The sequence below is a fragment of the Novosphingobium pentaromativorans US6-1 genome (genome assembly GCF_000767465.1).
GTDB lineage: Bacteria > Pseudomonadota > Alphaproteobacteria > Sphingomonadales > Sphingomonadaceae > Novosphingobium > Novosphingobium pentaromativorans.
This window is the reverse complement of the sequence record NZ_CP009291.1, coordinates 1,014,254-1,026,834: the sequence shown is the minus strand read 5'-3', so window position 1 is coordinate 1,026,834 and position 12,581 is coordinate 1,014,254. Positions and strand designations below refer to the sequence as shown.

Genomic DNA, 12,581 nt, shown 5'->3' with positions numbered 1-12,581 from the left:
TCATGTATTTGATGTCGCATACCGTTTACTGGCCCTGACGCAGCAAAACCCCAGGGGGCACTGAGGGAGCTACCAATTGCCCGTCGGTGGGAGCTGGCGAGCGCAACCAACATTCGGCATGTTCTTGGCAGGGCGTTCGCCCCTTTTGAAGATGAGAGTGGGCGGCCCCGGCTTCACCGACGACCGCCCATTCTTGGTTCGGTCTTATTTGGACGGTGTTGCGCTCTGCTGGGCCGCCATCTGTTCCATCATGTCATGCATCATCATCATGCGTTCGTGACACGCCTGCATCATGGCCGACTGGTCGCCTTGCATCATGCGGGCCATGTGTTCTTGCATCTTCTGGCGGTGCTCGGCCATCAGCCTCTGGCGCTCCGCAGGGTTAGTGGCGGCTCGCGCCTGCTGCATCAGCGCACGCATCTCCTCCATCTTCTGACGGTGCTCCTGCATTGCCGCAGAACCCATCATCATGCCTGCATCTTTGTCCGGTTGACCGGCCGCCTCGGTGTGAGAAGAATCGTGCTGGTGCTGCGCTTGTTGTGCCATGGCAGGAGACATCGCGAGGCCAGTGGCTAGCGCGGTTACAAAAAATATACGTTTCATCGTCATTTCCTTCTTGCTTGCTGGGTTGATCTTGAGCCTTCTATACGAAGGTATCTTCTTAGGAGCGAATGCTACGAACGGGTGAAATACATTCATGAATCGCTGTCAGAGCGCGGCAATCACTGCTTCCAGTTTGTCTCTCACTCCGGCAGCGATTTCGCTGAGCGCCTCGTTTTCTATCGCCTGCATCGAGGCGACCGGATCGACCGCTGCCACTTCGAACGCGTCGGCGCCCGCCTGCTGAATAATGACGTTGCAAGGTAGCATCGTTCCGATCTTATCCTCGGACTGAAGTGCTTTGTACGCCAGCTTCGGATTACACGCGCCGAGAATTCGGTAAGGCCGGAAGTCCGCGCCGAGTTTGTCCTTCAGCGCTACCTGCAGGTCGATCACCGTGAGAATGCCGAAGCCTTTCTCCTGCAGCGCTTCCTTCACGCGCTCCTGTGCAGCGTCGATGTCGCCGGCTTCTATGGTCTTGGCAAAATAATAGCTCACATCTGCTTCTCCTTTGTCGATGCGCTTGGTTTCCGTCCCCAATTGAGTCTGATTGGGCCGAAGGCTGCGAACACAGCGCTCGTAGAGGACCAAATCGTCACTTGTTGCTACCTGGACAGGCAGCTGTCTCTGGCGGGCAGGGATTTATAACTTTTTTGGATGTTCAATATGTTAGACCTTCTTAATCGGGCTACAGCCATTCTGCTCGTAGTCGCATGCGATCTTATTGCGCTCGCCAGCGTGCAGGGCGAAGCTCATGTCACCGACCATAATCCGCCTGGGCCCGTCCCATCCCTCGGGTGCAGATACGGTTAAACGCCCACATCCGATTTCCATATCGAGCCACTGGCCGCGGTGCCGGATGCGGAAGCTCAGCCCTTGGAGTTCTTCTGGCAGGCAAGGATTGAGGTGCAGCAAGTCGTCGCGGATCTCGAGCCCGGTGTGGCCCCTCTGGACGAGATCGATGGTGCCAGCCATCGCACCAAGATGGATTCCCTCGCGCGTCGTTCCACCCTGACCGTCGGCGATATCACTCTCAAGCGCCTCCTTGAGCTGCGTCCAGGATGCCGCACGGTTGGAGCGGGCGAGCACCCAGGAGTGGACGATGCCGCTTAGCGACGAGCCGTTTGAGGTTCGCTTCAGATAATAGTCGACGGTTCGCGTGATCATCTCGCCTTCGAAGTTATATCCGAGATGCGAGAAAAGCTCTCGAAGCTCCTCGGCCGAAAAGAGATAGAACAGCATCAGCGCGTCAGCCTGCTTGGACGCCTTGTAGCGATTGACGGTGTCGCCTTCCGCCTCGAGGATGCGGTCGAGGCGGCGAATGTCGCCGTATTTTTCGCGGTAGATGTCCCACTCGAACTCCAGAAGCCGTTCATAGCCTTCGAACTGGCTGATCACCCCCTCGTGAAATGGCACCAGCAGCTTGCGCCCAATCTCATCCCAGCTGGTGATCTCGTCGCCGGTGAGCGCCAGCGTCTCGCCGAGTTCGACCCGTCTATCGGTATCGAGGAGGGCGCGGGCCTCCAACGCGCGGCGAAATACCCAAGCCGCCATGATATTGGTATAGGCGTTGTTGTTGAGGCCTGGTGTGTCCGACCACGGATAACGGTCGTGGTATTCGTCCGGTCCCATCACGCCGCGTATTTCGTATCGACCGCGAATTTGGTTGAAGGTGGCGATGCTGGCCCAGAAGCGGGCGATTTCGAATAGCATTTCAGCGCCGTAAAGGGACAGAAACTCCCGGTCTCCAGTGGCCTGGTAATAGCGCCAGACATTGTAGGCGATGGCGGCGTTGACGTGTCGTTGCAGGTGCGAATTATCGGGCAACCAGCGGCCGGATTTGGGGTTGAGATGGAGAATCTGCGTCTCCTCGCGCCCGTCGCTGCCACTCTGCCAGGGGTACATGGCGCCGCGGTATCCCGCTTCCCGTGCCAACCGCCGAGCAGCAGGCAGCCGCCGATGGCGGTAGCGCAACAGGCCGCGCGTAATCTCGGGAATCCGCATATTGAGGAAGGGAAAGATGAAGAGCTCGTCCCAGAAAATGTGGCCGCGATAAGCCTCGCCATGAAGCCCGCGCGCCGGCACACCGACGTCGAGATCGACGCTGTGCGGCGAAACGGTCTGCAGCAAATGGAAGATATGCAGCCGCAGGATCATCTGCGTGCGGCCTTGACCCTCCATCACGATGTCGCAGCGGTGCCACAGGTGTGACCAGGCGCGGGCGTGATCCTCGAGGAGGCTCTCGAACCGCCCTGCCTCACTCAGCGTTTCTACGGCCGCCAGCCCCGGGCTAGAGATCGCATGATCCCGGGAGGAATGCAGCGCGATGATCTTTTCGATGGTGACGGGATGTCCCTCCGCCACCTCGAAGTTCAACGCATGTGCGGCATAGCCTTCGGCCTGCCGAAATTGCCGTTCAATCTTATCCGATACTTTGTCGGCATAGACTCGGGTATGGGCTGCCACGGCTATCCGGATGTACGACTGGCTGGTCTCGGCCACCAAGAGGATGCCGTCCTCGCCGAACTCTTCGGATGCCAGCGGGACCAGGTGCTTGCCGCCGAGCTGGCGGTAGCGTGCTACGCCGGAATTGATCACTCGCCCGTCGAGAGCGGAGAGAACTTCGATCCGTCCCGACCAGTTTTCCGGGGTAAGCGTCCATTCGATCGCGGCAAGGTGCGGCGCGCCCATGTGGACGAGGCGGCAGGCGGCGAGGCTCGTTTCCCTCCCTTCGCGGTCGCGCGCGCGCAGGGTGCGCCGGAGTATGCCCTGCTTGAGGTCAAGCTCCTGGCGGTAGGAGAAGATTTCGGCGGTGTGCAAATTGAACCATTCGCCGCCTTCCGGCCGGAAGTTGAGCGGAAGCCAGTTGGGCAGGTTGACGAGGTCCTCGTTGCCAATTTCTCGTTTTGCAATTTTGGTCACCAGACGATTATAGCCGCCCGCGAGGTAGGTGCCGGGATAATGGATTTCGTCCGCGGCGCTCTCTTCGGCAGCGCCGCGGGTAGCAAAATAGCCATTGCCGAGCGTGCACAATGCCTCGCGCAAGGCTTCTTGGTCCGGGTCGTAGCTGTCATACGACAGAATCCAGCTAGTCACGGCGCACCAGCCTTTCGGAAAGGGATCTCAGAAAGCGTTCGACTGCCTGAGTGTCCGACAAGATATATTGAGCTGAGGTGCGGCGGCTAGCATCCGTCACCAGGATGCCGATCCCGTTGTCCCAGAGTGCGGCAAAGGCGTCCTCGTCGGTATTATCGTCACCTATATAAAGCGGCACCACATCGCCCGCTTCGAGATCGAGGGCCGAGAGCAGCCAGAGGACGGCCTTGCCCTTGTCCCAGTCCAGGTCGGGACGCAGTTCGAAGACCTTCTTGCCGGTCGTAAGGCGAAGGCCCTGGTTTTCAGCGGCTCCCGCTGCGGCGCGTTGGATGTGCGCGATTCGGTTGCGCGCGACCAAGCGGTAATGAACTGCGAGGGCGAACTTCTTACGTTCGAGCAGCGCGCCCTTGATCCCGGCAATTTCGCCGCGAAGCTGCGTCTCGGCCCGATCCAGAGCCGGAAGAAATGCAGAAGCGCCTTCATGCTCCTCTTGCAATCCGCCCGGTCCGGCGATGTCGAAGCCGTGACTTCCTGCGTATACGAGACTTTCGAGTCCGACCAGGTGGGCGACATCGGCGCGGTCGCGCCCGCTGACAATGGCGACAGAACAATGCGATGCAAGCTCCGCGAGGATAGCGCGCATGTCGGCGGAGAGTACGGCAAGTTCCGGCCGTGTGACAATCGGCGTCAGCGTGCCGTCATAGTCCAGAAACACCGCAGGGCGCTTTTCGGCAAATAATGCGCAGATGCCGGCGGCGCAGGAGAGGGCGTCGGGCAGCGCCTCCGCCGCTTTGCTGCGCTGGACCGATGAGATCGGCCGTACTTTCAATTCGGCCAGATCTTCGATGACGATATCGGCGCCATTTGCTTCCAGTTCGGCCGCTTGGCCAGTCCTGTCGACACCGATCACGAGAGCAAAACCGCCAGCTTTCCCCGCCGCCACGCCGGCAATGGCATCCTCAACGACCACGGATTGCTCCGGGGTCGCTCCGAGGCGCCGCGCCGCTTCGAGGAAGGTATCGGGGTGGGGTTTGCCGCGAAGCGAGAACCGCTCCGCTTCCACACCGTCAAGCCGCACGTCGAACAGGTCGACGAGGCCCGCTGCATCGAGGACAGCGGCCGCGTTCTTGCTTGAGGAGACGAGCGCCGTCTTCACGCCAAGGCGCCGAAGCTTCCGGATGAAGGCGACGCTACTCTTGAAGACTTCGACGCCGCCGGTTGCCAATTGCTCCTGGAAAAGAAGATTCTTGCGGTTGCCGAGGCCGCAGATCGTCTTGCGATCGGGGGGATCGGCAGGATCGCCGTAGGGCAGGGTGATCTTGCGAGATTTGAGGAAGCTGCGCACGCCTTCGTAACGAGGCTTGCCATCGATGAAGCGCCGATAATCGTCATCTTCGAATGCGCGAATTGATCCGTTGCGCCGGCTGCTGCGCTGCGAAAGATATTCGTCGAACAGCCGCTTCCATGCGACAGCGTGCAGGCGCGCCGTTCGGGTGACAACGCCATCAAGGTCAAAGATGAAGGCGGCGTATCCCTCCTCGTTCGGATCGATCCGAGTCCTGCTCATCGATTAACAATGTCTCCATTTTGCGCCGATTCATTCATGCATCATGTTCCGCGCTCTGCCTTGCTGTGGGTCCCAGGCGACTCATACCGTTTTGTGAGCGTGCATTTGGCAGCAGCCACAAAGATATCCGCTGTAAGGACGGCTTCGCCGTCGGCACATTACACTTGAAGCCTCGCTTACGCGTCCCGGCGAGGGCCGGAGATTTTTCAGGTTTTTGAGGACGACACTAGAACCAGGCTGCAACCCCGCCCTGGCTCAGGCAAGAGCCGATCTGCGGAGATAGTATCGTCGCCAGCGCAAGAATTATAGCCAGAAGCATGATCTGCGTCCTGAGGCGATGTGTCGCAAGGGCCGCGGAATACGCGTAACGAATCGCGACGGGCATCGTCCGTTGCAGGTGCCCGCCTCAAGGAAGCGGTGCAAGACCTATGGTGTCTCAGGGTAGGCAGAAACCCAGGAAGTGTAGCAAATGAAGACTATTGTGACGTTGACCCTGAACCCATCAATTGACGGCTCCGCCGAGACCGATGTCGTGCGACCGATCCACAAGATTCGCACGTCGGATGAGCGCTACGATCCGGGCGGGGGCGGTATCAATGTGGCTCGGGTCATCCGCGAACTGGGCGGTCCGGTACTCGCGGTGTATCTTGCCGGCGGTGCGACCGGCGGTGTACTCGATGATCTCCTTGACGCTGCGATGGTCGCGCGGCGGCGGATACCGATCCGGGACCATACCCGTATCAGTCATGCAGTTTTCGAACGCTCAAGCGGCCAGGAATACCGCTTCGTGCCGACGGGTCCGTTGGTGATGGCGCGGGAGTGGCGCGCAATTCTGGACACTCTTGAGGAACTCGACTGCGATTATCTGGTCGCGAGCGGCAGCTTGCCGCGCGGTGTTCCTGACGAGTTTTACAAGACCGTGGCCACCCTCGCGCACCGCAAGGGTTTCCGACTGGTGCTGGACACCTCCGGAAATGCACTTCGGGCAGGGCTTGCGCGCGGTGTCCACCTGGTCAAACCCAGCCTTGGCGAACTTGAATTTCTGGCCGGCCGCAAGCTTGCTGACCCGGCGGCGCAAGTCATGGCGGCAAAAGAACTCATCGACGCCGGTTCTGCCGAAATGGTTGCGCTGACACTGGGACGTGAGGGTGCGCTGCTCGTCACAGCTCAGGCCGTACTGCGCAAGCCAGCGCTCGATGTGGTTGCAAAAAGCGCGGTCGGAGCTGGTGACAGCTTCGTTGCCGCCATGACTCTTGCTCTTGCGCAGGGCCGCCCGACAGACGATGCCTTCGCCTACGGCATGGCGGCTGGCGCTGCGGCGGTGCTGTCGTCCGGCACCGGCCTGTGCCGCCGGGAGGACGTCGAGCGCCTCTACGGCGAGTTGACTACTCAGACGCCACCTCACTCATGAGAGCACAGAATTGACCGACGGAAAAACAGCCCACACATAAGTTGCTGTCACTTCGGCCGATCCTGAAGAATCTCCAAAATCAAATACGCCGGATGATATGGATCAATGCGCGGCAGGCATCGCGGGTGTCAGATGGTACTGAGTACCTTCTCAGCCTTCGCATTTGGTGTCAATCGGTGAGAATAGCCTTTTTAATAAATCGTGTTTCTGTAGTGGGCCTGCGCCGGCTCGTTCTCTATCTGTTGCTCATCGCCGGTCTGAGCCTATTTCATATCCAGGAAACGGGATTGACAGCCGCTGCAGCAACAACCGTTCCGCAAGTGGCCCACGTGGCCGAGCATTGCGCGGACCGGGGCGATCAAGGCCGCTCGCCCGCAACCGCCGGTCATTGCCGGTCATCGGCATGCTGCGCCCTTCTACCGCATAGCTCCTTAATTCCTCCTCTCGATGCACCGATATCGGGCCACTGGGCGAGCGAACAGTCGAAGAATTTGCGATCGGCAAGGGCTGGCCGTCAATTTCGGCCGCCGCGTCTGGGAGCACATCCCTGACCTTTCGCGGTGGCGGTCTGCTGCTCATTCTCCGAGCAGGGCGCCATTTTGATTTCCCTTTCGGCATGGAGGTATTGCTATGCCAACCGCAACAACACAAGGATCTTTCCGATCCCCATCTGCCGTCGACGATGACGCCGTATTGCAACGTCTGACCGAATGCCGTTCCGAATTCCTGGGCTTCTTCCAGCGCCGGCTTCGCCGGCCCGATGAGGCAGAGGATGCCTTCCAGGATTTCTGCGTGAAGGTGATCTGCGCCGCGCGGAACCCAAAGGACAGCGGCAAAGTCGACGCATGGCTTCGCCGGGTCATGCGCAATTCGCTGATCGACCATTACAGGCGCCGCGGAACGCGGCAGCGGGCGATGGATGCCTATGCAGCCGAACCTGCAGAAGCAATTGTTCAACCAGATATGGAACAGGTTGAAAATCCATGCTGCTGCGTTGGAGACATCTTGCCAACGCTCCGACCGGACTACGCTGAGATCGTCCGGCGCGTTGATCTCGCGGAGGAGCCGCGCGAACGTGTCGCGGCCGGTCTCGGGCTCACGCCTAACAATGTGGGTGTGCGGTTGCACCGGGCTCGCCGCGCATTGAAGGACAAGCTTGAGGAACGATGCTCTTCCTGCTCATTCGGAAGTTACCGGAACTGCGATTGCAGTCCGCCAACCCGGACAGCTGGCTCATCCGATCGCCGCACCGGTCTGCACGGTGGCGTCGTGGCTGGAGCATCGATCTGAGATCTACCGCGCGCCGACTGGTTTTGCGAAATTCCAGTCGGCGCCGGTGAGAAGGCTTTCGCGGTCGGAGCGAAAGCGAGGGTTCATCTTCGAAGATCTGAGTGCAGTTTCGCTGACGAGCGGCTATGGCATAGACCGTCTTTGATGCGCTGCTGAGCGCACGGCGTTATCCTTCCCAATAAGAGAATGGCGGCTCGGCGCGGGAGTTGCCGGGATCAAGAATATATGAGGTCAAAGTCCGGTGCCGGTTTCAACGATAGCAAAAGTTATTCTCGTCATGCTGCTCTGGGCCGCTTGTTTTCCTCTCATCACGACAGGAATCAAATATGCTCCGCATCTAACTTTCGCGGCAAGCCGGGCCCTTTTGGCGGGTCTGGCCTTGAGCTTTCTGGCGTTGGCGCTTCGTCGGCCGCTGCCGAAGGGAGCGCACCAATGGGCGATGGTGGCTCTCATTGGTTTTGGCGCTACGAGTCTGGGGTTCCTCGGAATGTTTCACGCCGCGGAGTACATTTCACCGGGCATTGCCACGGTAATCGCCAACACGCAGCCATTGCTTGCCGCCGCGCTCGGGAGCGTGGCCCTCAACGAACGGCTCACGTGGCGAGGAATGGCTGGCTTGCTGCTGGGATTTGTCGGTATCCTGAGCATCGCTGCCCCCGAGTTCCTTTCCGGGGGGCAGAAAACCTATGTCATCGGTATTGCTTACATCATTCTGGCTGCGCTGGGCATCACTGTTAGTAATGTGATGATCAAGCGGATTGCGGGAAAGGTCGACGCGCTGATGGCGATGGGTCTTCAGATGCTGATTGGCAGCGTCCCGCTTGGCATCGTCGCCTGGGCGACGGAGGAGCCAGCGTCAATTCAGTGGTCGTTTGCCTTTATCGGCGCGCTTGTTGGCCTCAGCCTTCTGGGCACCGCGCTGGTCTACTGGCTATGGTTCTCGGTGTTGGAAAAAGCACCGCTCAACCGGGCCAATGCCTTCAGCTTCCTGATCCCGATTTTCGGACTGATGATCGGCACGCTTTTTTATGGAGAAACCCTGGGCTGGCCGCAGCTGACCGGTATTGCGCTCGCCATAGCGGGTGTAAGTCTGGTCACCCGGTATGGCACGAGATCGGTCACAGTTGCCCCCGAGACAGGTCTGAGCAGATCTCCCAGAACGCAAGAATAAAATTTGATTCCATCATAAAAGGTCAGGGTTGATCAAGGGCCGAGATTAAGAGCGGATGTGACGGCACGCGGCCATCGGACACTCACATTCTTCGCGCAAGCCCTGGCAGCTGCGCAGCGCGCGCGAGACAGGCCTGGTAGCTAAAATTCAACCTGTAAGGACGGCGCAGGTGGCACGTCTATAAATTGGAGATGCTTGATGACGGGTGACGACCAGAACACGGATCAGGATCCGGATATCGCTGCCAGAGCGGCGGATGCTGCGGTTCGCCGGGCACTCGTGGAAGGGCATCGGCAGATTCTTGGCTTTCTTCGTCGCCGATTGGGTAATGCAGACGAGGCCGAGGAGGTCTTGCAGGCCTTTATGTTGCGAGCGGTCGAGCGCTCTGCCGATTTGCGCGATGTGCGCAGCGTTCGCGGCTGGCTGAGCCGCATTCTCGCCACGACGATCGTTGATCATCAACGTAGCTCTGGAAGGCGGCGCAAGCGGGAGGAAATCGTGGATCCCATTGTCCTGGAAGATCTGTCGATCGAGCCGGATGACGAGCTCGAAGAGGCGATCTGCAATTGTCTGTACAAGCTCTTGCCGACGCTTAAGCCCGAATATGCCGATGTGATCTGGCGGGTAGACCTGCTCGAAGAACCGCGCGACCGCGTGGCGGCGAGCCTTGGCGTGAGCTTGAACAATGTCACGGTAAGGCTTCATCGGGGCCGACAGGCGCTCAAGAAGCGGCTCGAAGAGATGTGCCTCACCTGCCCGATACATGGTTTCCTCGATTGCCGCTGCGACGAGGCCGAACGCTGGCGCCGCCGCCGCGAACAACTGGTAAGTGCTTCCAAACTGTAATGTCCGCAATTTTGGGACGTCTTTGTGACCGACGAGGCTTCGCTTTCAGGAGTGCAGATTTCCGGCGCGCGAACGGTGGATATTGCTTTCCTGCCGATGATTGGCGTCGAGCGTGATGAGGAAAGTGAGATGGCGGCCGAACAGACGCAGATGTGCCCGGCGAGCAGCGGGGCGCTAGAGACACTCGAGACGGCAGATTGCAGGAGGTAGGTATTGGGCACCGTGACATTGGAGGTCGGCGGCCTCTTCGAAGTTCTCGATCATCTCGGGGTAGAAAAGCAGCTGAATGAAGAGGAAGGGGTGCGCAGCGCGGCTGCCAATCCGGCCTCTGCCAGCGTGACCGTCGACTATGATGAGGCTGTCACCTCTGCCGAGGTGCTGCGGCGCACCGTGACTTCTTGCGGCTTTCGTTGTCGCGGCAGTGTCACGCCGCGCCATGTTTGTGAGCCGGACATGGCGGCATCTGTGAAAGACCCGGCCGCCACTCCTGCCCACGCCGGTCATTCAGGGTCTGCGCCCGCGCAGGACGAGATGGCGCATGAAATGGGCCACGGCGCCGGTATGGACATGGCCGACATGGTCCGCGACATGCGCAACCGCTTCTGGATTGCGCTGATCTTCACCATACCGATCTTCATCTATTCGCCGATGGGCGGCATGTTCACGCCGCCCGCGCCGCCTTTCGGCCTCAAGCTTGATATCTGGCTCTTCCTGCTCGGTAGCGCCGCGATCCTTTATCCGAGCTGGCCATTCTTCACTGCCGCATGGCGGGCGGTCAGAAACGGCGTGCTCAATATGGCCGTGCTTGTGGTCCTTTCGGTCGGCACCGGCTACTTCTTCAGCGTCGGCTCGACCTTCCTTTTTCCTGGTGTGCAATTTTTTGAAGCCGTGGCGGTGCTACTGGTGTTCATTCTGCTTGGTCATTGGCTCGAAATGCGCGCCCGCGCCGGTGCGTCTGCGGCCATCCGGGCGCTGCTCGATCTTGCCCCTCCCATGGCGACGGTTCTTCGCGACGGGCGCGAAGTTGAAGTGCCAACTTCGGAGGTGCTGGCCGGCGAAACCGTGTTTATTCGACCGGGCAACAAGATCCCGGTCGATGGCGTTATTCTGGAGGGAGAATCGCTCGTCGACGAGTCGATGCTCACCGGAGAGTCGATGCCGGTGAATAAGGCACCTGGTGACGAGGTGATCGGGGCAACCATCAACAAGAGCGGCAGCTTCCGCTATCGCGCCACCAAAGTGGGGGCTGACACGGCGCTCGCACAGATCGTCAAACTGGTGCAGGAGGCGCAGAATTCGAAGGCGCCGGCCCAGCTGCTCGCCGACCGTGCTTCCCAGTGGCTGGTTCTGATTGCCATCCTGATTGGGCTCGCAACCTTCGCAGTGTGGTTCTGGGTGATAGGCTCGCCGCTGCTGTTCGCGCTTACCTTGACCATCACGGTGTTCGTGATCGCTTGTCCCGATGCGCTTGGACTGGCGACGCCGATGGCAGTAATGGTCGGCACCGGCCTTGGCGCGACCAACGGCATTCTGTTTAAGAATGCAGGGGCGCTTGAGGATGCCACCAAACTCGACGTGATCGTATTCGACAAGACCGGCACGCTGACCATGGGTCAGCCGCGTGTCGTTGAAGTTGTTGCCGCCCAAGGGCAGAGCGACGATGATGTGCTGCGGATAGCCGCGGCTGTCGAGCGGGATTCCGAGCACCCACTCGCCCTGGCGATCATTGAACGGGCCGATGGTCTCGCGCTGCCCGAGGCGCGCGGTTTTCGCAACATTGAAGGCAAGGGCGCGCTTGCCGAGGTCGGCGGTGAGACAGTGCTGCTCGGCAACCGGCGGGTCATGGATGAGGAGGGAGTTGATTTCGTGGAACTTGCCAGGGAAGCCGAACGCCTCAAGGAAGACGGTCGTACGGTGGTTCATGTCGCGCATGGCGGACGTATTCTTGGTCTGTTGGCGATTGCCGACGCGCCGCGTCCCACCGCGAAGGCCGCCGTTGCCAAACTGCGCGAGCGCGGTGTCGACGTGGCGATGCTGACGGGCGACAACGAAGGCACAGCCAAGCGTATCGCTGCGGAACTGGGTATCGACATCGTGCTCGCCGACGTATTACCGGGCCAGAAGGCCGACAAGGTCAGGGAGTTGCAGGGTCAGGGCAAGCGCGTCGGCATGGTCGGTGATGGCGTGAATGATGCGCCAGCGCTAACGCAGGCCGACGTCGGGTTTGCTATCGGTGCCGGAACCGACGTGGCGATGGAAAGCGCGGACGTAGTGTTGATGAAGAGCGACCCGTATGACGTCGTGGGCGCTATCGAGCTGTCGCGCGCCACCTTGCGCAAGATGCACCAGAATCTGTTCTGGGCCGTGGCCTACAATGTCATTGCCTTCCCGGCCGCTGCAGGCGTTTTCTATCCTCTGGTCATCAGTCCGGAGCTGGCGGCGCTGGCGATGTCGGGCAGCTCTGCGCTGGTTGCGGTCAACGCATTGCTGCTCAAGCGTACCCGTCTGGAGGGGGTAGGGCACGGCAGAGCCGACGCGGAGGTGAACGCTCGCCCTGCTGAAGCAGCTGCATGATCTGCCTTTGCAAAGGGGTTTGAACA

The 12,581-nt window shown here is 60.1% G+C and carries 10 protein-coding genes; 6 read left to right on the top strand and 4 right to left on the bottom strand.

Going from position 1 to position 12,581, the window contains the following annotated elements; translation table 11 throughout:
- Positions 1-204: 204 nt before the first annotated feature.
- From JI59_RS04755 to otsB, 4 genes are all read right to left on the bottom strand, one after another.
- The gene (locus JI59_RS04755; protein WP_203226081.1) at positions 205-699 is read right to left on the bottom strand and encodes a hypothetical protein; all 495 of its coding nucleotides are present in this window, start codon (positions 697-699) and stop codon (positions 205-207) included.
- Between the two features lie 9 nt (positions 700-708).
- Positions 709-1,098 (bottom strand): DUF302 domain-containing protein, encoded by a 390-nt coding sequence (locus JI59_RS04750; RefSeq protein ID WP_038577000.1) that lies wholly within the window; start codon positions 1,096-1,098, stop codon positions 709-711.
- A gap of 171 nt (positions 1,099-1,269) precedes the next feature.
- On the bottom strand, positions 1,270-3,696 hold the full coding sequence (locus tag JI59_RS04745) for a glycoside hydrolase family 65 protein (RefSeq protein ID WP_007013925.1): 2,427 nt from the start codon (positions 3,694-3,696) through the stop codon (positions 1,270-1,272).
- Positions 3,689-5,263 (bottom strand): trehalose-phosphatase, encoded by a 1,575-nt coding sequence (otsB, locus tag JI59_RS04740; protein WP_007013926.1) that lies wholly within the window; start codon positions 5,261-5,263, stop codon positions 3,689-3,691. Before otsB ends, JI59_RS04745 begins: the two co-directional genes overlap by 8 nt.
- Before the next feature lie 469 nt (positions 5,264-5,732).
- On the opposite strand from otsB, the gene JI59_RS04735 reads away from it, so the two are divergent.
- The 6 genes from JI59_RS04735 to JI59_RS04715 all read left to right on the top strand — a co-directional run bounded on the left by JI59_RS04735 (position 5,733) and on the right by JI59_RS04715 (position 12,555).
- Complete coding sequence (locus JI59_RS04735; RefSeq protein ID WP_007013928.1) at positions 5,733-6,674, top strand: 1-phosphofructokinase family hexose kinase; 942 nt, start codon at positions 5,733-5,735, stop codon at positions 6,672-6,674.
- 630 nt (positions 6,675-7,304) lie between these two features.
- Positions 7,305-7,964 (top strand): RNA polymerase sigma factor, encoded by a 660-nt coding sequence (locus JI59_RS28170; RefSeq protein WP_081473995.1) that lies wholly within the window; start codon positions 7,305-7,307, stop codon positions 7,962-7,964.
- 241 nt (positions 7,965-8,205) lie between these two features.
- Positions 8,206-9,135 carry a DMT family transporter gene (locus JI59_RS04725; protein WP_038575545.1) on the top strand — a complete coding sequence of 310 codons (930 nt, stop codon included), beginning with the start codon at positions 8,206-8,208 and terminating at the stop codon, positions 9,133-9,135.
- 198 nt (positions 9,136-9,333) lie between these two features.
- Positions 9,334-9,981 (top strand): RNA polymerase sigma factor, encoded by a 648-nt coding sequence (locus JI59_RS04720; protein WP_007013932.1) that lies wholly within the window; start codon positions 9,334-9,336, stop codon positions 9,979-9,981.
- A 24-nt stretch (positions 9,982-10,005) separates the two neighbouring features.
- The gene (locus JI59_RS26670) at positions 10,006-10,191 is read left to right on the top strand and encodes a hypothetical protein (protein ID WP_007013933.1); all 186 of its coding nucleotides are present in this window, start codon (positions 10,006-10,008) and stop codon (positions 10,189-10,191) included.
- A gap of 12 nt (positions 10,192-10,203) precedes the next feature.
- Complete coding sequence (locus tag JI59_RS04715; protein ID WP_238532572.1) at positions 10,204-12,555, top strand: heavy metal translocating P-type ATPase; 2,352 nt, start codon at positions 10,204-10,206, stop codon at positions 12,553-12,555.
- Positions 12,556-12,581: the final 26 nt, after the last annotated feature.